General features: G+C 59.4%; 17 protein-coding genes, 1 tRNA gene and 2 pseudogenes. 11 read left to right on the forward strand and 9 right to left on the reverse strand.

Going from position 1 to position 22,202, the window contains the following annotated elements; genetic code table 11:
- Positions 1–20 precede the first annotated feature (20 nt).
- From treS to hisB, 6 genes are all read right to left on the reverse strand, one after another.
- Positions 21–3,458 (reverse strand): maltose alpha-D-glucosyltransferase, encoded by a 3,438-nt coding sequence (gene treS, locus ACVWZF_RS09685; RefSeq protein ID WP_011432320.1) that lies wholly within the window; start codon positions 3,456–3,458, stop codon positions 21–23.
- 122 nt (positions 3,459–3,580) lie between these two features.
- Positions 3,581–4,897, reverse strand: coding sequence for a DNA double-strand break repair nuclease NurA (locus ACVWZF_RS09690; RefSeq protein WP_457411342.1), 1,317 nt, complete (start codon positions 4,895–4,897; stop codon positions 3,581–3,583).
- 10 nt (positions 4,898–4,907) lie between these two features.
- Positions 4,908–5,813: a 6-carboxytetrahydropterin synthase gene (locus ACVWZF_RS09695; protein WP_457411352.1), complete on the reverse strand. Its 906-nt coding sequence runs from the start codon at positions 5,811–5,813 to the stop codon at positions 4,908–4,910.
- Positions 5,814–5,990: 177 nt separating this feature from the next.
- Entirely contained in the window at positions 5,991–7,091 is a 1,101-nt protein-coding gene (locus ACVWZF_RS09700; protein ID WP_011432317.1) for an NAD(P)/FAD-dependent oxidoreductase, read from the reverse strand.
- Positions 7,092–7,125: 34 nt separating this feature from the next.
- Positions 7,126–7,278, reverse strand: a complete 153-nt coding sequence (locus ACVWZF_RS09705; protein WP_011432316.1) for a photosystem II protein Y — start codon at positions 7,276–7,278, stop codon at positions 7,126–7,128.
- Between the two features lie 326 nt (positions 7,279–7,604).
- Positions 7,605–8,225, reverse strand: a complete 621-nt coding sequence (gene hisB, locus ACVWZF_RS09710; protein ID WP_011432314.1) for an imidazoleglycerol-phosphate dehydratase HisB — start codon at positions 8,223–8,225, stop codon at positions 7,605–7,607.
- A 374-nt stretch (positions 8,226–8,599) separates the two neighbouring features.
- Here hisB and ACVWZF_RS09715 point away from each other — a divergent pair, with 374 nt between their 5' ends.
- The 6 genes and pseudogenes from ACVWZF_RS09715 to ACVWZF_RS09740 form a co-directional block, all read left to right on the forward strand.
- Positions 8,600–10,015, forward strand: a complete 1,416-nt coding sequence (locus ACVWZF_RS09715; RefSeq protein ID WP_457411343.1) for a RecQ family ATP-dependent DNA helicase — start codon at positions 8,600–8,602, stop codon at positions 10,013–10,015.
- A 147-nt stretch (positions 10,016–10,162) separates the two neighbouring features.
- A complete protein-coding gene (locus tag ACVWZF_RS09720) occupies positions 10,163–11,983 on the forward strand; it encodes a glycoside hydrolase family 3 N-terminal domain-containing protein (protein WP_457411345.1) in 1,821 nt (606 codons plus the stop codon).
- A gap of 263 nt (positions 11,984–12,246) precedes the next feature.
- Entirely contained in the window at positions 12,247–12,576 is a 330-nt protein-coding gene (locus ACVWZF_RS09725; protein ID WP_049749615.1) for a c-type cytochrome, read from the forward strand.
- Positions 12,577–12,585: 9 nt separating this feature from the next.
- Positions 12,586–13,257: a diacylglycerol/polyprenol kinase family protein gene (locus ACVWZF_RS09730; protein ID WP_457411347.1), complete on the forward strand. Its 672-nt coding sequence runs from the start codon at positions 12,586–12,588 to the stop codon at positions 13,255–13,257.
- A gap of 71 nt (positions 13,258–13,328) precedes the next feature.
- Positions 13,329–13,470 (forward strand): annotated as a pseudogene (locus ACVWZF_RS09735) (glutamate dehydrogenase); the annotation flags it as partial.
- Positions 13,471–13,680: 210 nt separating this feature from the next.
- Positions 13,681–14,664: pseudogene (locus ACVWZF_RS09740) on the forward strand (Glu/Leu/Phe/Val family dehydrogenase); the annotation flags it as partial.
- Between the two features lie 72 nt (positions 14,665–14,736).
- Here the strand turns inward: ACVWZF_RS09740 and ACVWZF_RS09745 are convergent.
- Both ACVWZF_RS09745 and ACVWZF_RS09750 read right to left on the reverse strand, forming a co-directional pair.
- Entirely contained in the window at positions 14,737–15,096 is a 360-nt protein-coding gene (locus ACVWZF_RS09745; RefSeq protein ID WP_041436248.1) for a hypothetical protein, read from the reverse strand.
- A gap of 336 nt (positions 15,097–15,432) precedes the next feature.
- Positions 15,433–15,690 (reverse strand): helix-turn-helix domain-containing protein, encoded by a 258-nt coding sequence (locus tag ACVWZF_RS09750; protein ID WP_041436246.1) that lies wholly within the window; start codon positions 15,688–15,690, stop codon positions 15,433–15,435.
- A gap of 326 nt (positions 15,691–16,016) precedes the next feature.
- On the opposite strand from ACVWZF_RS09750, the gene ACVWZF_RS09755 reads away from it, so the two are divergent.
- The 4 genes from ACVWZF_RS09755 (at position 16,017) to ACVWZF_RS09770 (ending at position 20,510) form a co-directional block, all read left to right on the forward strand.
- Complete coding sequence (locus tag ACVWZF_RS09755; RefSeq protein ID WP_238376879.1) at positions 16,017–17,126, forward strand: RpoD/SigA family RNA polymerase sigma factor; 1,110 nt, start codon at positions 16,017–16,019, stop codon at positions 17,124–17,126.
- A gap of 676 nt (positions 17,127–17,802) precedes the next feature.
- Positions 17,803–18,735 carry a COX15/CtaA family protein gene (locus ACVWZF_RS09760; protein WP_202943708.1) on the forward strand — a complete coding sequence of 311 codons (933 nt, stop codon included), beginning with the start codon at positions 17,803–17,805 and terminating at the stop codon, positions 18,733–18,735.
- Between the two features lie 53 nt (positions 18,736–18,788).
- Positions 18,789–19,781, forward strand: coding sequence for a heme o synthase (locus ACVWZF_RS09765; RefSeq protein ID WP_457411353.1), 993 nt, complete (start codon positions 18,789–18,791; stop codon positions 19,779–19,781).
- Between the two features lie 450 nt (positions 19,782–20,231).
- A complete protein-coding gene (locus ACVWZF_RS09770) occupies positions 20,232–20,510 on the forward strand; it encodes a hypothetical protein (RefSeq protein ID WP_011432303.1) in 279 nt (92 codons plus the stop codon).
- A 304-nt stretch (positions 20,511–20,814) separates the two neighbouring features.
- Here ACVWZF_RS09770 and ACVWZF_RS09775 read toward each other — a convergent pair.
- Positions 20,815–20,887, reverse strand: a tRNA-Ala gene (locus ACVWZF_RS09775).
- 262 nt (positions 20,888–21,149) lie between these two features.
- On the opposite strand from ACVWZF_RS09775, the gene sppA reads away from it, so the two are divergent.
- A complete protein-coding gene (sppA, locus tag ACVWZF_RS09780; RefSeq protein WP_041437123.1) occupies positions 21,150–22,187 on the forward strand; it encodes a signal peptide peptidase SppA in 1,038 nt (345 codons plus the stop codon).
- Positions 22,188–22,202: the final 15 nt, after the last annotated feature.

Raw genomic sequence — 22,202 nt, forward strand, 5'->3', positions numbered from 1 at the left:
TGGCCTGCCGACAGGATCCCCTAAACCTTGGTGGAAATGCCCAGCAGTTGCAAGATCCCGCGCAGGGGAATCTCCACCCACTCGGGGCGGTGGTTCAACTCATAGCCCAGCTCGTAAATGGCTTTTTCCAGCAGATAGGCGTCCAACAACACCTCTATCTCTTGCAGGCTGCGGGGCAAAAAAGCCGCTTGGGAAGCCACCTGCAGATATTCGGCCAAAAAGCCCGCGCAGACCCAGCGGTGCCAAAACTGGGCCCACCGCATCATGTCGGGGCAGTGGTCGGCGCAGACCAAGCCGCTCTCCAGTTGCTGGCGCAAAGCTGTGTGGACAGCATAGTGGAAGGATCGCAGCATCCCCGCCACATCCCGTAAGGGGCAACGCTTGAGACGCCGTTCGCCCAAAGAGCGGGCCGGCTCCCCTTCAAAGTCGATGATGACAAAGTCTTTGCCGGTAAACAGCACCTGGCCCAGGTGGTAATCCCCGTGGCAGCGGGTACGCAGGGCGGTGATCTTCCGCTCCAGGATCAGGCGGAAGCGGCTCATGATTTCCCCTTCTTGGTCGCAAACAGCCCGAGCCAAGTTGGCCTCTGCTTCCGGCAGCTTGGGGAGCTGCTTATAAGGACTCCGTCCCGCTGACGCGAACAGCAGCGGAAACACCTGCCCCACCAAGTTGCGCATGGACTGGTAAACGGAGCGCTGGTACAGGCTGGAGAAAGGCTCTGGGGCAAAGTCTTTGTTCTCCGTATCGGCAGCCAGGGCGATGTGCAGCTCGGCGGTGCGCTTGGCCAAGATCCGCACCGATTCTAGGTAGCTGCCGATGGTGGCGTAGGCCAGCTCCGGCAAGGGCTGTTGGGAAAGCTCCAAGAAGGATCCCTGCGGCACGGGCACGGGATCCACCTCTTGGTAGTGAACCAGCACCGCCTCAAAAAATTGCCCCAGGCTGTCCAGGGTGTAGTGCCAGGCATCTCCCTCGTTGGGGATGTACTCCTGCAAAATGGCCAGGGTAATGGGCTGATCGGCGGGATCAAACCCACGGGCCCCGCGACGACGGCGATACTCCAGGGATCCCAGCAGCCGTGGCACCCGCACCTGGGGATGGTGCTCCAGCAGGTAGCGGCCTATCTCCAGCTCTGGGTTTACCCCCTCGGCCACCCGGTGGTAGAGCTTGAGGAGGTAGTGGTTGCCATAGACAACGGAGGCGTAGCTCTGCTCCGCCTTGAGGAGGCGGGGTTCCAGGTCATGCTCAAGGGCAGCAAAGCTAGTGGCCCAGAGCTCTCCCTGACGGTGACGCAGGCGGCCCTGCTGGGCAATTAGCTGCAGCAGCCGCAGCAAGAAGCTTTTGTCAGCCAGAGCGTTGAAAATTACTCCCGCCGGCCCTCCGGCCACTTGCACAGGGAGGATGACCGCCTGGGGCATCTCTAGGCGCAGGTGTACGGCTGCTTCTTGGGTGGCATAGCCCACAGGGAGAGAGTAGAGCTGCGTATCGCCCTCGATAAACTCGGCCTGGAGAAGCAAGATCTGGCTGCCCAGCAAGGACTCCTCTTCTCGGCGGCAGGGGATAGCCTGCAGGATATGGATCGCCTGGAGCTGGCGGTTTTGGGAGCCAAACCAACGACAGCGGTAGAGGTAGTCCGCCAAGACTGCCTCCAGCTGCTTTTGGCTTTCCCCTTGCAAGAGACTGTCCCAACTACCACTTTGAACAACCAGAGGACTACCACTTTGAACAACCAGAGGGACCAGGCGTTCCTGCTCCTCCGCTTTGCTGGGGCTGAGGTGGATGGTCTCCGTTTTGGGCTCAAGGGAAAACCAGTAAAAGGAATGGGGGCCTAGCGTTAGGAAATAGGGCAGTCGCCCAATAGGGGGAAACTCGGTGTGGCCAAAGATCTCCACCGGGATCAATCCTTCCCACGGCGATAGATCCAGCCCCACCCACTGGGCGTAGCGGGAGAGATTGGCCACCACCAAGATGCGCTCATCGCCAAAGGCCCGCATAAAGGCAAGCACCTTGCGATTTTCCGGGTGGAGCAGCTCAAAGGAGCCGCGGCCAAAAGCTTGGAATCGCTTGCGCACGGCGATGAGCCGCTTCATGGTCCACCACAGGGAATGGGGGTTGTTTCGCTGCGCCTCCACATTGACAGCTTCGTAGTGGTACTCGGCGTCGATGACGATGGGCAGGTAGAGCTTCTGAGGGTTGGCCCGCGAAAAGCCGGCGTTGCGGTCGGCGCTCCACTGCATGGGGGTGCGCACGCTATTGCGATCCCCCAGGTAGATGTTGTCCCCCATGCCGATCTCGTCCCCGTAGTAGATGACCGGCGTGCCGGGCAGAGAAAACAGCAGGCTGTTCATCAGCTCGATGCGGCGGCGGCTGTTGCCCAGCAGGGGGGCCAAGCGGCGGCGGATCCCCAGGTTCACCCGCGCGTTGGGATCCTTGGCGTACACCTGGTACATGTAGTCCCGCTCCTCGTCAGTGACCATCTCCAGGGTGAGCTCGTCGTGGTTGCGCAGGAAGAGGGCCCACTGGCAGGTTTCAGGAATGGGAGGGGTTTGTTGCAGGATGTCAATGATGGGGAAGCGATCCTCCATCTGGATGGCCATAAACAGCCGTGGCATGAGGGGAAAGTGGAACTCCATGTGGCACTCGTCCCCATCGCCGAAGTAGGCCACAGCATCTTCTGGCCACTGGTTGGCCTCCGCCAGCAGCATGCGGCCAGGATACCTTTGGTCAATGTGTCGGCGCAGAGCCTTGAGAAAGGCATGGGTCTCCGGTAGGCTCTCGCAGGTGGTGCCCTCCCGCTCGTAGAGATAAGGCACCGCGTCCAGCCGCATGCCATCTACCCCCAAGCTCAGCCAAAAGTCCACCACCTCGAACATGGCTTTTTGTACGGCGGGGTTGTCGTAGTTGAGATCTGGCTGGTGGGAGTAAAAGCGGTGCCAGTAGTAAGCCTTGGCCGCTGAATCCCAGGTCCAGTTGGAGGCTTCAAAGTCTTGAAAGATAATGCGGGCCTCTTTGTACTTTTCGGGGGTATCGCTCCAAACGTAAAAGTCCCGCTCGGGGGTGCCGGGGGCAGCTCGTCTGGCCCGCTGAAACCAGGGGTGCTGATCCGAAGTGTGGTTGAGGATGAGCTCAATGATGACGCGAATCCCCCGCTTATGGGCAGCCTCCAGAAAGATCTTGAAGTCTTCTAGGGTGCCCAAGTCAGGGTGAACACTGGTAAAGTCAGAAACGTCGTAGCCGTCATCTTTTAAAGGCGAGGGGAAAAACGGCAGCAGCCAGACGGCTGTAATCCCCAGTTCTTGCAAGTAGTCCAGCTTTTCGGTCAGGCCCTGGAAGTCGCCCACGCCATCGCCGTCGCTGTCGAAAAAGGCCCGTGCCGGCAGCTCGTAGATGATTGCATCTTTGTACCAAAGGGGGTCGTGGGTGAGGGGGGAGATGAGGCTGCGCAGAGGGGCTCGGATCATCATGTCGGTCATGTCGGCAACAGAGACAGGATTGGGACACCTTGGCAACCCTAGCCGTTGAATGGGGATCCCCTCAATAGGCTATAGCCTTCTCTTGGGTGCCAGGGATCCCCGGCGTCGGTTCAGGCAATGCCACTCCGCTTCTGGGCTTCCTTGCGGGAGACGGCCACGTGGCGCAGGCCGGCCCGGAGCAGCTCCTGCTCGATCAAGGCAAAAAACCGCTGCCGATCCCCGCTTCTCACCACCGCCAAATGATGGGCTTCCGCCAAGGCGATGGGGTAGCCAAAGCCCTTGTGCACTTGGCTCAGCACCCCTGCCAGAGCCCGCTGCAGCAACTCCGCATCCTGGACCACCCAAGCGGGAAACTCCAGGCGAGCAATTTCGGCTTGGCCCAGGGATCCCTCGCCAACATTGAGGTAACAACAGTGGACGTGGTGTTCCCCGAAGGCGTCCAACACGCTGGCGCCGCTGCGCCAAAGGGGGCTGCGCTCTCCCGGCTGCAGCAGGGATCCCCAAAAGACGCGGTCTGCCAGGGGGGCGAAGGGATGGCAGGGAGGAGACTTCTCGCCGGGACAGTAGCGGTAGCAGTCACAGCCCAGGTACGGGCACAGCCCCAAGCGCAGGTAGTTGAGGGTTTCGCTGCTGCGGGAGGCGCTGATGTAACCCACGAGAGGAATGCGGGCCGCCCGCAACTGCTCCAAGGTCGCCAGAATGGGATCCAACCAGGGGCGCCGGGCCGACTGGGGCAGAGGCTCCAGTCCCCAAGGGATTAGGGATCCATCCAGGAGCGCCAGCGTGGTGCGGCGACGGGGCACCGACAGAGCCAAACGAGCCAGCTCCTCCAGTTCCGCTTGGGAGCGTCGTAAGGCCAGTATCTCTTCCAGCCCCAACGAGGACTCCGTGCCGCTGGTAGGATTGCGTTCACCTGGAGCGCGCTGCGGGCGAGAGTCTCGCCGGTTAAGGGGGGCCCTCGGCAACCCTTCTGCCCGCGGTTCCGAGAGAGGGGAGTCTGAGCGGTTTTGCTGGGCAAGGGGCCCATCTCCATACAGCAGCAGGGGCTGGCTGTCCAACAGCGGCCACTCCTGGGTGCCGTAGTGGAGAACCACGCGCCCAACATTGATCAGCGAGCAATAGGCAATCTCGTGATGGCTGGGCAAAATCTGGGATCCATCCGTGGCCACCACCGTGTGTCGCCCCTGCAGAGGTTCAACCTTGGGCAGGGATCCCCAAGCTTCCGGCGGCTCGGCGGGGCTGGCGCAAACAAACGACAGATGGGGTCCCCACTCGGCCCAGCGGGACTGCCAAACCTGCGGCTCCTGCTGCCAGCGCTCGAAAACTTGCCAGGCTTGGCGGAGGCGTTCTTGGCTGGCTTTCGACTCCTGTTGCAGGTGCCGCGTGAAGGTAGGAATTTGCCCGCTCAGCTTAACCAGATCCAACATGATGGCCGCATCAGCCCTGCATGGCAATACGGCTGCCAGAAGCGGAAGAAGCCACATCTTGTCCTTCTGAGGAGTTGAGCAGCTCTTCCAGCGGAAACTCCCCGTAGACCTCGCTGCTGTTGCTGGGACTCTCCTGCAGGCGAACCCGATGCAACTGCACCCCCAGCTCCCGCAGGGGCAGAGTCAGCAGCCGCTGGATGTAGAGGGCGATGTTTTCGGCAGTAGGCACCACCTGGGCAAAGTAGGGAATGTCTTTGTTCAAAAAGGTGTGATCCAGCGGCTTCACCACCTGCTCCTCGATCAGCCGCTGCAGGGCCGCCAAGTCCACGATCATCCCTGTGCGCGGGTCGATGGATCCCTTGACGGTAATTTCCAGGCCGTAGTTGTGGCCGTGGCCGTGGGGACGGGCACAGAGGCCGTAGATGGCGCTGTTTTCTTCAAAACTCAGGTGATCCAGAGCCAAGCGGTGGGCGGCGCTGAAATGGGTGGCAACAGTCAAGTAGGCTTGCATGGCTTCTCCTCGGTATTCGGCCCAAAGCTCAGGATCTTCGTACAGACGGACGCTGGTTAGGGGCAAGGCATCGGCCAGGCGTTGCCAAATCACGTAAGCGATAAACTCGGTAGTGGGCAAGGTTTGGGCAAACTCCGGCCAAGCTTGATTTAGATAAGCAAAGTTGAGATCTTGAATCACCCGCTGCCGGATCACCTGCTTCACCTCCGAGAGGTTGAGCACCATCCCATAGTCATCCACCTCACCACTCATGCCCACCTCCAGCACATAGTTGTGGCCATGGCCGGGAAAACGGGCATTTGGGCCAAAGCGGGCTAAGTTCTCGGCTTCTGAGAGTTCGGGCAACCAGTACCGATGGCTGGCGGCAAATTGCGCACGGCGGTAGATTGTACAGATTCTGGACATGAGTGGAGAGGAGAGCATCTGCCGGGGGATCCACCCTTTAGCTTGACACACTCCCCGGCCCAGAGGGTGGAAATTCTCAGCGGCCCTCAGCCTACCCTCCCAGTGGTCTTGCCGTCATCTCTGTCCTGCGCCAGGTCAGGCACTTGCCCTGCCGACCGGGTCGGCCTGTGCATACCCTCATTTCCCAGAAAGCATTTCGAGCAAGGTTTTGGCGGCATTGTGTCCTGAGAGCCAAGCCCCCTCTACGCGCCCTCCGGCGCACCAATCGCCGGCACAAACCAAAGGCAATCCCTCAGCAGCGGAAACCGGCACACGGGTGCTTAAGCTGGCCAATCCCGTGGTTTCCAAAGGCAAAGCGTAGCGCCAACGGTGCACCTGCATCCATTGTGGCGAAGCCAACCAGGGATCCAGCCGTTGGGCTGCGTGGGCCAGCAATTCTCGACCGGCCTTTTCCAGCTCAGAGGGGCCGGCCTCCAAGTACAGAGATGACCACTCCGCCCCCCCATGCAAGACCACCACAGGCGGGAGCGGCTGCAGGCGCTTGCTGCTGTCCAGTCCCAGCCAGGCCAACATCGGATCCTCCAAGCACTTGATCCCCTTCCAAGGCGGCGTATGCTCAGAGTAGCCCGCCAAAACCGCAAGGCAGGGTTGATACTGGGCGGATTCCAGCAGAGGCAACAGGTTTTCAGCCGAAGGGATCCCTTCCCGGAGCAGGGGCAGCAACTGGGGGGCCGGAATTGTCGCCACCAGGGCAGCAGCCTCGTAGCATTGGCCGTTCTCCGCCCTCAATTGCCAGCTTGTTGCCAAAGGTTTGAGGCTGACCACACGAGTTTGGGTGTGTACCGACAGCGGGGCAGCCAAGTGTTTGGCCAGCATTGTCATGCCCTGGGGGCAGACATAGCGCGGTTTTTCATCGTTGGGATCCTCTGGGCGCAGCCCTTCTCGATCCAGCACATGCAGCGAGCGCGTCCATTCCGCCAGCAGCCCCAGGCCCAGCAGCTCCTTCACCCAGCGATAAAAGCCATCCGAATCGGCAGTCAGGTATTGAGCCCCATGATCCACTGGCACCGTTTGCCCAGCGTGCTCAACTCGACGGGTGGCCATGCGCCCGCCCAAGCCTGCCGATTTTTCCAGCACCAGAACCTGGAGCCCTGCCCGCAGCAGTTGCCTTGCACACACCAAGCCGGCCACTCCCGCCCCGATGACAATCACATCGGCGGATGTTGAGCGGGCTCTCTCGGAAGGGGTTACCGCTGCCTGGGTCTCCTCACCTAGCATACTGAGCCTGCCAGCTGTGACCGGATCCGCACGTTCAGCTCCCGCCTTTGCCGAAGGGGTTGTTGCCCTTCTCTCCGAAGAGCTTGGCTTCTCCCTTGATGGCAGCCTTGATGATGTTGTAGGCAGCCCAGGCAACCACCAAAACAATGGGCGACAGAACGATCAGCGGACGGAGATCAATGTCCATAGTTTTCATCCCCCCCTAACATAGATTGATTTACCGACTGCTTGGAACAAGAGCCTCCAGGGCTGGCCACCGCCAGAATCCCGATGGGGTGAAACCGTTTTCGACTCCGGATCCCGCATAAGCTGAGGTGCAACTCTGGAAAGATGGCTAAGTCCAGAATAAACCTAAATGGGGATCCCTACCGGACAGACTTTGCCCCATCTGGACTGCTGAGGCGGGAGCCAACAGGCCCACACTGAGAATTGCACCCCCCATCTGGCCCAGACCGAAGAAAACTGTCCCCAATCCCAGAGCCAAGGCCAACAGTCTCCGTGGCCAGTTCATGCCTAGAGTACTCCCTTCGAACTGGGGATCCCTTCTTGTCGGCGGGGATCCCGTTCTACGGCCATGCGCAGGGCGCGGGCAAACGCCTTAAAACTGGCCTCGACAATATGGTGGGCATTGAGGCCGGCAGCCTGGCGAATGTGCAAAGTGAGCTGGGCGTGGTTGACCACCGCCTGATAAAACTCCCGCACCAACTGGGTTTCGTAGCGGCCAATGCGCTCCGTGGGCAGCTCCAGGCCATAGCTGAGGTGAGGACGCCCGGAGAAATCCAGCACCACCTGCACCAAAGCTTCATCCAAAGGTGCCCAAAAATGGCCGAAGCGATGAATGCCACGCCGATCCTGCAGAGCCTGCGCCAGGGCTTGTCCCAGCGTGATGCCCACATCTTCGTTGGTGTGGTGATCGTCGATGTGCAGATCCCCTATGGCCTTGATCTGCAGGTCGATCAGCCCGTGGGTGCTGAGCTGGGCCAGCATGTGATCCAAAAAGGGGATCCCAGTATCGATCTCATGGCGCCCGCTGCCATCCAGGTTCAGATGAATTTGGACATCCGTTTCTCCAGTGCGACGGTGAACAGAGGCCGTTCTGGGCTGGAGCAGGCGCGAGGAGTCGAGGGCAGTCATGGGAAAAGTATCGAAGCAGGCGGGAAGTCCCAGCTCTAGGATCGCACAAGCCCGCCGCCATCGACACCTTCACCCATGCAGCAGGTGAGAATCCCTTCTCTGCCGGGGATCCTGATCCCAGCCCCCTGGACACGGGGATAGGTGGGCGCCACCCGCGCCACCCGGGGGTCAGCTAGCGCCCCAGCCCCCTGGACACGGGGATAGGTGTGACAGGGATCCCCTACAGGCAAGCCGGTGGGGCCGATCCTCTGCGCCCTCACCCCTTGGGAGAGGGGAGCTAGCAGGTTCAGCGGGATTTGAAATAGCCTATAAGACAGCTTCTCCCGAAATCGCTGTAGATTGCTGAAGGAAATTGTTGAAAAGGGGGTTGCCGTTTGCAGGATTGGCAGCAAATCCAACAGGCCCTCAAGCAACACTGGGGTTACGAGACGCTGCGCCCACCCCAGGATCAGGTGATCCGCGCTCTGCTGGACAAGCGCGACGCGCTGGTGGTGTTGCCGACGGGGTTTGGCAAATCCCTGTGCTTTCAGCTAGTAGCCCTGCTGCAAACAGGGGTGACGCTGGTGGTCTCGCCCCTGATCGCCCTCATGGAAGACCAAGTTCAGGATCTCTGGAAACGCAAGCTGCCGGCAGCCTGTCTCCACAGCGAACTGGATCCAGCCCTGCGCAAGCGGGTGTTGAAGGCCCTTGAGGAAAACCGACTGCGCCTGCTCTATCTGGGGCCGGAGACCCTATTCAGCCCCCCCGTTTGGCAACGGCTGCAACAGCCTCAGGTGCACATCAACGGCCTGATCGTGGATGAGGCCCATACGTTGGTGCATTGGGGGGGATCCTTCCGGCCCGACTACCGCCGTCTGGGATTGCTGCGCCCGGCTCTGGCCCCGGTGAAGTCCTCCTTTCCCATTGCCGCTTTTACCGCCACGGCTGACCCCCAAACCTGCAGCCGCCTCAGCCAAATCCTAGAGCTGCGGGATCCGGAGTGCATTCGCGCCGATCCCCTGCGGGCCAATATCTCCCTCAATGTCGCGATAGCCTGGAGCCCGGCGGATCGCCGTCGCCGTCTGCTGCGATTCCTGGGGGAAAATCCCGGCTCGGGTCTGGTGTATGTGCGCACCCGACGGGATGGGGAAGAGCTGGCCGAGTGGCTGGGCCGACAGAACTTGAAAACCGCCACCTATCACGGGGGGCTGGAAGCGCGATCCCGCCGCCGGCTAGAACGATCCTGGCTGCAGGGGGAACTGCGCTTTCTGGTCTGCACCAACGCCTTCGGCATGGGGATTAACAAGCCGGATGTGCGTTGGGTGCTGCATTTTCATCCCCCGCCCAGCTTGATGGATTATTTGCAAGAGGTGGGACGAGGCGGTCGGGATGGTGGCCCTTGTCGGGCCCTGATGCTGGTCTCGGAGCCGACGGGCCTGCTGGATCCCAGCGATCGCCGGCGCCAAGCCTATTTCTATTCCCAGCAGGAGCGCCTTCAGGCCCGAGCACGCCACCTGCTGCAAACCTTGCCTCAGCAGGGATCCTACGCCGACCTGCCGCCTGGAGAGGCACGGGTGGCCTTGGGTCTGCTGCAGGAGATGGGCTGTTTGCGGTGGCCGGATCCCTTTCACTTTCAGGTGTTGCACCGCCGTTGGCAGCCTTTAAGACGAGAGGATCCCTGGCAAGGGATGGAAGCCCTCATCCACGCCCGCGGCTGTCGGTGGCAGGCGATCTTGCCCTATTTTGGCTACCCTGGGGAGCAGCCCGGCCTGCCCTGTGGCACCTGTGACCGTTGTCGGCTTTCTCGTTAGCCCTCAACAGCCCGCTGCGAGCCGCAACCGGCAGGAGTGGCTATCATGATCTGCGTTTCTGCAAAGGGAGCAGTTCCCCTTGCTGACGAACTTTCGGCTGTGCCTATGAGTGTTTCCGGATCTCCGCTCGAGGAACTTGACCGACCCTTGTCCCTAGCCCGGCAGGTAGCCCAACTGTTGGTGGTGCCGGTCTCGGCCCGTCTGGGATCCCAGTCTCCTCCCCGAGAGATCCTCAAACGGCTTATCCAGGAGGTGGGGATCGGGGGCATCTGGCTCACGGATGGCCACGTGGCCGAGGCCCTGCTGCTGATCGAGGAGGCCCAGTCTTGGGCGGCTCTGCCCCTTTTGGTGGCAGCCGAGGTCGGGCGGGGGCTGGCCCTGCAGGGGGCGACCCCTTTCCCCCATCCTCTAGGGTTGAGCCGCCTGGGGGCGGAAGCCGAGCGCTGGGCCGAGCAGTGGGGGCGGATCACGGCGCGGGAGGCGGCGGCCATCGGCATCAATTGGTTGCTCAGCCCGGTGGCAGAGCCGCTGGGGGAAGGGGCGCTGGCGGAGGATCCCCTGTCTGCTTTGCAACTGGCGCGAGCTTTTGTGCGCGGATGTGAGCAAGCCACCCCGGGCAGCACAGGCGGGATCCTAACCACAGCCAGCTCTTTTCCGGGCAAAGGCTGGAGGGATCCGGTTCAGGCCGGACTGAAGCCATCCCCAAAGACAACAGACACCCCCTGGTGCCCCCGATTAACCCTGACCCTAGCCCAGCTCCAAGAGGGACCTTGGCTGCCTTTTCGAGGTTTGGTGGAGCAGGTGGGGGCGATCTTGGTTTCCCACGTGGTGCTGCCGGAGTGGGATGAGCGCTGGCCTATCACCCTGCTGCCGGGGCGACTGACCCAACTGCTGCGCCAGGAATGGGGGTTTGGTGGGCTTATCGTCGTGGATAGCCTCGATCAAGGCTTTCTGGCAGAGCTGGCCGTTCGCGTTAGCGGGACGGAGTCCTTTCCCAACTCATTGGCCGTGCGGGCTTTCCAGGCCGGTGCCGATCTGATTCTGACCCCCCCCGATCCAACGGCATCCTTGGCAGCCGTTTTGGAAGCGGTGCAACAGGGATCCCTCAGCGCAGACCAGCTTGCCCAGTCGGTGACGCGGGTGCTGCGGGCCAAACAGCGACTCCTACCCGCCGCCTCAGCTCTCCTCCAACAGGTGTGGCCGGCCCTGGCAGAAACCGACTTCAGCGCCCTTGGCGGATGGATGGGAGCCAAGGATCCCACAGATCCAGCCCTCAACCGTGGCTCTCCCGCCGAGCAACTGAAGCCTTTGCTGTTGGGGGATCCCATCTCCAAGGACAAGGACTCCGTTCCGCGGACGCGAACGGCGTTGGGAAAGTTGTTCAACAGGCGCTCCCACCTGACCTCTGCTCTGCACAGAGCCGCACAGCTGGGATCCCTCTTGGCCGAGAAGGATATCGCCCCCTGTCAAGCGGCTATGGCCCGCGGTGGCGTGGAAGGAGGCCGGCCCCTCAGCCCGCCCGCAGAGCCCGGATGGTTGAACTGGATCTGGCAGGATCCCCCCTTGGGTGCTGCCGATGTGCAGTTGCAGTCTCCCGCCCTGCATGTTCCGGCTGCCCTGGGCATGCTTCCTGTGCTCAGCGATGCCCTTACCCCCCTGCCTTGGTTGGAAGCCGCTCTAGACAACGCCCCAGGGTTGATTTTCCAAGGTTTCCTTGGGAATCCCTTGCCCAACTATGTGCTGGATTGGCTGCAACAGCATCGGGAGCGGGTGGCAGCGGTCGTCATTTATGGTAATTTATCTCTCTACCGTCGCCTGCGGGCGCACTTTCCATGGGCCAATGCCATCCACAGCCTCAACCGGGATCCCTGGGCCCAAGCGGAGGTGATGGGGCGGCTCTTTCCCAACCGTTCCCCCTCAGAGGGATCGGAATCTCAGGCAGCTCGGCAAACCATTAAGAAAAAGTAAATGCCATTACAGATTATTGGCAGGAAAGGGCTCCTGGGTTATCGTGTTGGTTGAAATGTAAAAGATTGAAACGGTTTCTCTCAGCGTTGTCTGTGTCTCCCTCCCTCTCAGAGACCACTCAATCCCGCAGCAGCCAGTCATCAACTGGCAGTTGCGTCGGCTTTGAGCAAAAGCGACTTCAGCCTTCATCCCAACAGCGTTTACAACCCTTCCTCAAATCCTTGCAGCAGTTCTTTACAAGTGTCTGGTCTCAAAAAACTCGGCTGGGTCTTGCCCTCCTCGGCCTAGGGCTGGCGATATTGACCTGGGCTTGGCTAAGTGCTGAGGCTCGTCTGGATCCCTACACGGAAGCCGTCCTCAGCTTACAGGGGCAGGTTAGCCATGGTGCATCCTTGTTTGCCCTCAACTGTGCCGCCTGTCATGGGGAAGAAGCGGATGGCCGGGTAGGGCCCAGTCTGCGGGGGGTGAGCAGCCGCCGCTCGGATCGGTTTATTATTCAGCAGGTGACCGGTGGCAAAACGCCTCCCATGCCCCAGTTCCAGCCGGATCCTCAGGAGATGGCAGATCTGCTCAGCTACTTGAAAACCCTCTGAGGCCGTTTCATGGGCCTGGCCCAGCAGCTTGCTTGCTATGCTCTCTGGCTGGCCGCCGTATTTGCTTTTGCGGAATGGCTGCGCTCCCGCCAGGTGGACGGGGAATGGGTGCGTAAGGTCATCCACATTGGTGTGGGCAATATCATTTTGTTGGCTTGGGCCTTGCAAGTGCCCCGCTGGCTGGGGGTGGGATTCTCTCTGGTGTTCGCCGGCTTGGCGCTGCTCTCCTACCGAGTGGCCATCTTGCCCAGCTTAAATGGGGTCGGTCGCCGCAGCTTTGGCACCTGTTTCTACGCCATCAGCATTGGCCTGCTGCTGTTTTGGTTTTGGCGTCCCCAGCGACAGGTCTTCGCGGTGATCGGCATATTGGTGATGACGTGGGCCGACGCCTTGGCAGGGTTGGTGGGCAAAACTTGGGGCCAACACCCCTACCAACTGGGATCCATTCAAAAAAGCTGGGAGGGATCCCTGACCATGTGGGCGGTGAGCAGCTTGGTGATCGCGGCTCTGCTGCTGGGGTACTTTGGCTTCTCCCCCCCTTTGCTGGCCATCAGCCTCTTGGTGGGGGGGATAACCATGGGGTTGGAGGTGTTCTCTTGGTGGGGGTTGGATAACCTGACCGTGCCCCTGGCCAGTGCCGGCCTCTGTTTTGTTCTGCTGCAGATCCTCAACTATTTGTAACGCTTGCTACGGAACGTTCCTCTCCGGTTCCCGGCGGTATAGTGTGGAAACAGCCCTTGCTTCTCTTCGCCATGGCTGCAAGTCCTGCGCTGGCCTCTTCTGCCCCTCCCTCTCCCGCCCATATCTGTCCCCTTGCCCAGGCCTGCAGCTACCTAGATTGGGCAGCTGGCGAGCTGAAACTGGATCCCGGCTGGGTGGCGATCCTCAGCTAGAAATTGCAGGAGCCCCACACTGTACCCGTAGGGTCGGTGTCGGGAGGAATGCTATAATAATACTGCGGACACCAGAAACGGTTGTTTAAGGCACTGGTAACGGTCGATTGGGGGTGCTGTAAACCACCCCAGAGGCTCGTGGTTGGCTTGCTAACTGCAGGGCTACTAAAAGCCCGCTCCGTACCGCCTAGCGGTTGGTGTCGGGTAGTTTACGACCTGGAAATGCGCCCTTATGGGCATTCCCTACGGTGGGGCCAAAGGGGGGATCCCCCTCGATCCCAAGCGTTATTCGGTCTCGGAGCTGGAGCGCATCACCCGACGTTACACCAGCGAGCTGATCAAGGATATCGGCCCTGCAGAGGACATTCCCGCTCCAGACATGGGAACTTCCGCCCGCGAGATGGCCTGGGTGATGGATACCTATTCCATGAATGTTGGGCATGCGGTGCCGGGAGTGGTGACGGGCAAACCTCTCTCGATTGGGGGATCCCGAGGGCGAGAACTGGCCACCGGACGGGGGGTGATGATCACGGTACGGGAAGCCTTGGCCCGACGCGGTGGATCCCTGGCAGGGGCAACGGTGTTAATCCAAGGTTTTGGCAATGTGGGTGGAGCAGCGGCCAGCTTGCTGCATGAGGCGGGAGCTAAGATTGTGGCGGTTTCCGGCAGTTCTGGGGGCCTTTACAATCCTAATGGACTGGATATCCCCGCCCTCAAAGCTTACATGAAGGAACGGGGAGGCCGCATGGCGGGCTTTCCACAGGCTGAGCCCATCAGCAACGCCGACCTACTGGTGCAAAAAGCGGACGTGTTGATCCCTGCCGCTCTGGAAAATCAAATTACCGAAGCCAATGCCCACCAAATTCAAGCCCGGATTGTGGCAGAAGCTGCCAACGGGCCAACCACCCTTGCCGCCGACCGGATTTTGGAATCGCGAGGGATCCAGGTATTGCCGGATATCCTAACCAATGCCGGTGGAGTGGTGGTGAGCTATCTGGAGTGGGTGCAGGGACTCTCTTACGTCTTCTGGGATGAAGAGCGAGTTTATCAAGAAATGGAAGGTCTGATGGTACGTGCCTTTGAACGGGTGGTGCAGGAGGCAGAACGGCGGCAAGTGTCGCTGCGACTGGCTGCCTACACCCTAGGGGTAGGCCGAGTGGCCCAAGCCCTACAGGATCGCGGCCTTTACCCGTAGACGCTCCCCCACCTGGAGACCGGGAACTCTTGGCTCAACAAGCCTACTTGCCAAGGTTCGATTGCCCTTTTCTCAAGCCCGACGGTGTTCTTGCTCTTCCTGCTGCTGCCATTGCTTGAGCAGCTCTTTTGCCGCCTGCGGGGTAAAGTAGTCCAGCTCCATCAGCTTACGGTAGGTCAGAATTTGCCGCATCTCCAGGGGCATGTCTGCTTTTTGGTAGAAGTAGCGAATGCGATTGATGTTTTGCTCCATTTCTGTAAACTCTTGCTCCCGCTTGATCTGCCTTTCCTGCTTGAGCACTTCATGGGGAGCGGACAGGCGGCTGTAGTTAGGGATCCGTTGCGTGCCTGTGGTTTTGCTGGCAGCAGGCAGACGGTGGCCTCCGGTTTGTCGGCTGTTGGCCTTGTTGGAATTGAAGAAGAAAGAGAGCATCGGCAAACCTCACACAAACAGATAGACGGCCAGATAGACGGCGGCAGCTTAACGCCAAGTCAACAATATCAAGTTTAGGTGAAGAAGCCCGTGATCCCGATCCTTCTTGGAAAAACCCGTACTTCCGGCGCGGCGCTGTATCTCTCTGCTTTTCCCACCCCCGCGGATGGTCAAGGAAAAGCTGGGGTTTGGCCTCAAGCCAATCTATTCATGAGTCCAGCCTACCGTGTTTACACGGAAAATGACTGAGATCACGTCCGAGAGTACAAGGTATTTAAGTATCTTCACGTCCTTTTGTTCGGGATCCCTGTATCGGATGTACTTTCCCGCAGGCCGCTACAGGTGGGATTCATCTCCGCTCAGCAGCCAAGTGACCGATACCCCCAACGCCTTGGCAAAGGCCACCAGTTCCTTGTCAATGACGCGCCGTTTTCCCTTTTCCACCTGGCCAATTTTGACGTAGTCCAACTGCACACCGTACTTGGCCAAGCGACCCGCCAGTTGATCTTGGGTGAGTTGCAGCTTCTCCCGTACCCAGCGCACCCGCTCCCCAATCAAGTTGGCCGATGGATGGTGCCGGTCGTTAGACTCCATAGGAGCAGAAAGCCGTAAATATTCTTTTTCTTTTCCAGACTGAGGAAGTTGAGGGATCCTCACATGGTAGCCTGAGCTGGCAAGGTTCCCTTTTCCTGGGATCCCACCCGGCAGCCGTTGAGCTGACTGGCTCAGGAACAATCTTATCTCAAGGTCTAGATCGAAAATCGCTTACCGCTTTTTGGCGAGCGACCCCTTGCCTGCAAAGACTTGGCGGACGGGACCCCTGCTGTTCCCGCATCCAAGCGGAAAAATCTCCGGACAAAAAAGAGGGGCATGATCGATTTTCGCTCGCAGCAGCAGCAGAAACCTTTTTAGACTGGGAGATGAAGTTCTCTCCTCACCTGGCTGTGGTTTTTTCTCGTCCTCATCCTGAACACTCTGTCTCTTCGCCTCAGGAGTTCGACGATCTCTGGTTCGACCCCGAGTCTGCCCCTCAAGACGACCTCGCAGAAGTTGACTCAGAGCCAGGGGCCGGCGGATCCCGGTTGAATGAAGACCCTGTCGATCACTACCTGAATACCATCGGTCGCGTGCCCCGCATCGATCACGCTGAGGAAATCGAGTTGTCGCGCAAAATTCAGCAAAAGCTCCTCATCGACCAAGCCCGGCAGGAATGGCGGCAACAGCGGGGGGAGGATCCCAGTGACGAGGCTTTGGCCGAGGCCCTGCAGATTTCCGTATCCACCCTACGCTCCCGCATCCGACAAGGGGAGCAGGCTCAGCGCAAGCTGATCAACGCCAACCTGCGCCTGGTGGTCAGCGTTGCCAAGAAATACCTCAATCGGGGGGTGCCGTTTTTGGATCTGATCCAAGAGGGCAATATCGGGTTGATCCGGGCCACCGAAAAATTCAACGCCGAACGGGGGTTTCGCTTCAGCACCTACGCCCATTGGTGGATTCGCCAAGGCATTACCCGCTGCATTGCCAACCAAGCGCGGACGATTCGCCTGCCGGTACACATGGTCGACAAAGTACGCCTGCTCAAGCGCACCAACCGCGAGCTGATGAAGCTGCAGGGGAGGCGGCCCACCGAAGCGGAGCTGGCAGAAGCCTTGGGCATTAAAGTCAAGAAACTGCGCATGATCCAACAGGCTGCTGCTTTGCCCCTGTCGCTGGATGTGCCGGTCGGCCAGGAAGGAGAAAGCCGCCTTGGAGATTTGCTGCAAGATGAGCGGCAAGAGCAGCCCTTTCAAGGGATCCTCGTGCAATCGATGCAGCAGGATGTGCGTTCTGCCATGCAAACCCTGAAGCCGATTGAGAGGCAAGTGCTGGAGTTGCGCTATGGGTTAGACGGGCAACAGGCGAGAACCCTGCGGGAGGTGGGGGATCACTTCAACCTAACGCGGGAACGGATTCGTCAGATCGAGCGGGATGCCCTGCGCAAATTGCGGGTGGGCTATTCTTCGCGGGCTTTGGCCCAGTACATTCGCTAGTGGCTACAGGCCTGGCAGACCGATTTCCGGGCCAGCTTCTGCCCAGGGATAGCCTTTTTTCAATCTTCTTGGGTTGAACACCATAGCCCCTTGCAGCGGCGATGATAAGGATCCCTTATCTCCTGAGCCTATTGGGGCTGATGACCCCCCGGCTACCTCATCTTCACGACCAGAGCCAGTGGGAAGGACTTTGGCAGCTAACCTCTTTGGTCGTTGAGGAGTTGGCTGATCGGTTTCCTCTGGCGCTCAGGCATTGTAGTCATTCCAAACGAGATTGAGACACTCCCGCTGCCGCCCAAACGCTTCGCGCCGCTGCCGCGACCCCTCTCCCAGGGGGAAAAGGATTGGTCTGCTGGCTTGACTTCCCAGAGGTGCCTAGGATTCGGAACACCTGTGCGCCGAGAAAGAAATTCTTAAAAAGCCTTCGCCAGCCACAAAACCGCATTTAGGATTGGCTTCGAGGAATAGTCAGCGAGTAACCTGCGTCTTTGTTTCCAGATGGCCTGATACCAAGCCGGCTAGGCTTTTTTAGCCCAGCCTCTTTTTCAGTGCAGATGCTCGAGCCGTCAGCCCAGTCTTTGCTATGCCTTCAACTGCAATGGATTCTTCGATCTTTCATCAATCCCAACCTTCTTCCCAGCGGAATCCTGTGCTCTCAGACAAGCTTTCCCTGCGTATGGGACAAGCTCTACTGGGGTTAGCATTGGCCACTTGGCTGCTGATGGGGTTAGGCAGTGCCACCCGCGTCATGAATGCTGGGCTGTCCTGTCCAGATTGGCCCCTTTGCTACGGGGCAATTGTGCCCAGCCAGCAGATGAACCTACAAGTCTTTTTGGAATGGTTTCACCGCATGGTGGCTTCTGGGGTAGGCTTGGCTACGCTGGTTCTGATGGGGTTTGCTTGGCTGAAGCGTCAGGCATTGCCCACTTGGCTGCCCTGGGGTTTGAGCTGGGCTTTTGTTCTGGTCTTGACGCAAGGGATCCTGGGCGGGCTGACGGTCACGGAGCTGCTGCGCTTTGACATTGTGACAGCCCACTTGGGCACGGGCCTGCTGTTTTTTGCCACTTTGCTCACCCTGGGATTACTGATCTGGACAAGAGCCGGTTCTAAGGACTCCATCCTGCCGCTGCGACTGGGTGAAGGGCCATTTTCCGTCAGCTACTTGCCTTGGCTGGGCTTGGGGGCGGTGCTGCTGGTGTATGTCCAGAGCCTTCTGGGCGCCTTGGTGGCCTCCCAATGGGCTTTGCATCAATGCTTTGCTGCCGGCGAGCTGTGCTGGGTGATGAATAGCCACTTGCTGGGGGTTGCTCCGGCCACCCTTGGGGTGTTGGCGGTAGCGGTGGCCACCGGGCTGCGGCGCAAGCGGATCCCCCGCCTTCTCAAGTTCTTGGGCCATGGGTCTGTTGGCCTGCTGTTGGCCCAGGTGGGGATCGGTGTTTTGACCTATCATTACCGGCTGCAGGTAGAACCCCTAACGGTGGCCCATCAGATGATGGGGGCAGCTTTGCTGGCCTGTCTGCTGGGTTTTACGGTGCTGGCCTGGCGAATGCGAACCCAGGGGGAAGAAGGCCAGTGGATGGCCATGACCGCAGAAATGACTGGTGAGTGAATTTCATGCAAGATAGCGTTTTAGTCGACCGTCAGGCTTCCTACCAGAACCCGATGGGGGGGATCCCCTCTGAGCAGAGCCCATGTGCTCTGGGGTGCGAGCGCCAGGCGCTTGTCCAGGTTTTGCGCGGCTACAGCCAGTTGGTGAAGCCCAAGATCATCGCCCTCTTGCTGATGACGACGGCTGGGGCCATGTGGATGGCAGGCAACACCGACCCGTTCAGGTTTTTCATCACCCTTTTGGGGGGAGGAATAGCGGCGGCGGCAGCCAACGTCATCAACATGGTGTATGACACCGATATCGATCGGATGATGGAGCGAACCCGCCATCGTCCCCTGCCTTCCGGTCGAATCCGGGCGCGGGATGCTCTGATTTTTTCGGGGATCCTGGCTTTGGCTGCCTTTGGGTTGTTGGCTATTTTCACCAACCTGCTGGCTGCCGGTTTGGCCATGTCGGGGATCCTGGTGTATGTGGGGGTCTATACCCACTGGCTGAAGCGTTCCAGCACGCAAAATATTGTCATCGGTGGAGCGGCAGGAGCGATCCCACCTTTGGTGGGCTGGGCAGCAACCACAGGCGAGCTCAGCTGGGCCGCGTGGGTGATGTTCGCCATCATCTTTTTGTGGACTCCACCCCACTTCTGGGCTTTGGCCATTCTGAAGCGGGAAGACTATGCCCGTGCCGGGGTGCCGATGCTGCCGGTGGTAGCGGGCGAAAGGATCACTGCCGCGCAGATTTTGCTCTACGCGCTGCTGATGGTTCCGGTCAGTCTGTTGCTGGTTTACCCCTTAGGGATGCTGGGATCCTTTTATCTGAGCGCGGCGGCGCTGCTGGGATCCCTCTTGGTTTGGAAGGCGGTGCAGTTGCTGCAGGATCCCTGCGACCGAGATCGGGCGGCCTCGCTCTTCACGTTTGCCAACCTGTATCTGCTGCTGTTGTGCGGGGCCATGGGTCTGGATAGGTGGTCGTTAACCCACATCCTCTGGAGCCAGGCCACTGCGTCCCTCCAAGGGATTTACACCACCCTCATAGCGCTGGCCAGCTGACTTGCGCGAATGGGGGATCCCTGGGTTGATAACCCCCGTTGGCCAGCCGGTTTTTCCTCAAAATTGCGGCCCATTCTCAGAGAGCATGACTCTAGTCAATAATAAGCTCAACTATACTGAAAATAATGTATAATATGTTCAGTACGGATTACTACCAGTTGATCTTTCTGTTTACTTTCGAGTCTGCCAACATGGTAGCCAAAGCAAAGCAGAAAATTGGTAGTAAGACGACACGGAAACTGCGCTTTGGGTATTCTACTCAAAGCTTTGCGGGATACCGCCATTCTGTTTGGACTCCGTCCCGCTAACGCGAATGGAAACAAACAGAATGCTATCGCTGCATAGTTGAACAGTGATGTTCAGCAGTGCTCAGCGTAAATGTATCAGTGACACTCCATACCGTGCAGGGTAGAATGAGCTAATTATTAGCCAACCAAGACACACCCGGCCATGACCAATGAGGAAATTGAGACGCGGTTTGTCCAGTTGGCCGAAGCTGTGACCAGGGTGGCCAATACAGTTGCCCAGGTTACCGATGCTCAGCTTGCCTTGCAGACCCTTTCAGGGCGTCTCGCCGAAGTCGTCCTGGAGTTAAGGCAGGAAGTGCGAGAATTGCGGCAGGAGCTGAGAGAATTGAGGCAGCGGCAGGCTGAATCGGATCAACGCTTTGAGGTTCTCCTTCAGGAAATCCGCTTCTTGATCCGCCGTCAGGGGGAGGGGCAACCATGACCGGGTTTGCCGCTATGCCTTGCCTGTTTCCCACGAGGCCACAGATTGCTGGGTCGAAGACATTGGATTGGAACGGAGCGATATCACCATCGGTGTGAATTGTGGGAAAGGCTGGGGATCCCTTGTTCCACTGCTGTTTTTTTGCTCCTGGTTCTTGCTGGCGAACCTTTGGCCTGTCAATTCGCCGGGGCTAACCGTCTTGGTGAGCTTCGCAGGTTCCAGGGTTGAAGAGTCCCAGAACCCTGGCCTGCCGGAAACTCTCCAGGCTTTGGATGCTGTTGGATCATAACCAACTCACAATCAATGGAGCTTAGCGGACTTGAACCGCTGACCCCTTCAATGCCATTGAAGTGCTCTACCAACTGAGCTAAAGCCCCGATTTACTTTGCTTCAGGTCAGAATCCGCTCAAGGATCCAACTTTCTATTCCATTCTACACCTGCAGCCTGTAGAAGCTGCCTTATTGGTAAAAAGTGCTGGGATCCCATACTAGATAAGGGGAGGATCCTTGTCAATAGTTTGGATGGCTCAACCGGGGGGAAGCAACAGTGGGGTTTGCTCGGCCCTCAGCCTTTTGTTGCCCGGCATCCCAGGAAGCCCGCGGGGTGGTAGAACGGAGTCAGTGGCAATTGAGGGGCCTGTGACACAAGAAACTCAGCTTAACCGCATTTTGGCGGCTTCTTTGCTGGTCGTCTGCCTTATTGCGGCCATTGTCGGGGGCACGCGCCCTGCCCCAGAGCCTACCCGAGGCGGGGTTGGCCTAGAGGCTGCACGGGGGGCGGAGCGCATCGAGGTGGTCACCCTGGAAGGAACGATAGGCGGCCCAGGGGGTTCGACTTTGGTAGGCCTGCCCACTTCTCCTGTGGAACAGTTGCGGGAGGCAGCACGGGATCCCTCTGTCAAGGCTGTATTGCTGCGCATCAACAGTCCCGGCGGAGCTGTGGGATCCAGCCAGGAACTCTACCGTGCCGTAACTGCTCTGCACGAGGCGGACAAGCCGGTGATCGCTATCCTAGAAAACATTGCTGCCAGTGGGGGGTACTACGTGGCCAGCGCTGCCGACAAAATCTATGCCAACCCCGGCACCCTGACCGGCAGCATAGGGGCTATCATCAGCGGCCTCAGCTTTGGTAAGCTGCTGGAGAACTACGGCATAGAGCCGCAGACCTTCAAAACCGGCGAGTACAAAGACCTTCTCTCTCCTTTCCGCAGTGCCACTCCTCAAGAGCAGCGCCTTCTGCAAAACTTGGTGGAGGATACCCTCGAGCAGTTCATTCGCGATGTGGCCCAAGGACGCCAGCACTTGCCAGAAAAGGCAGATGAGGTGCTGGAAGCAGAGATGATCGCGCGACGGCAGAGCTTGGATGAAGACCGGGTGCGACAATTGGCCGATGGACGCATCTTCACCGGGGCGCAAGCTGTGGAGGTGGGCTTGGTGGATGCTTTGGGGGGGTACACGGAGGCGGTGGAGGATCTGCGGCGCATGACCGGGGATCCCTCTTTGTCGCCGGCGGGTGAGGGAGAGGGCTTCCAACGAGTACTGCGACGCCTGTTAAGCCAAGGACTGTCCTCGCAAAGGCAAGCCGCTTGGCTGGGCCGGCTGTTGGAGAGCAACGAGGCTGTTGGGATCCCAGACGTGCCGTTGCTGTGGATGGCGCCGGAGTGGACTTTGCGCTAAACCTAAATCTAATCA

It is taken from the genome of Thermostichus sp. OS-CIW-30, from assembly GCF_054060215.1.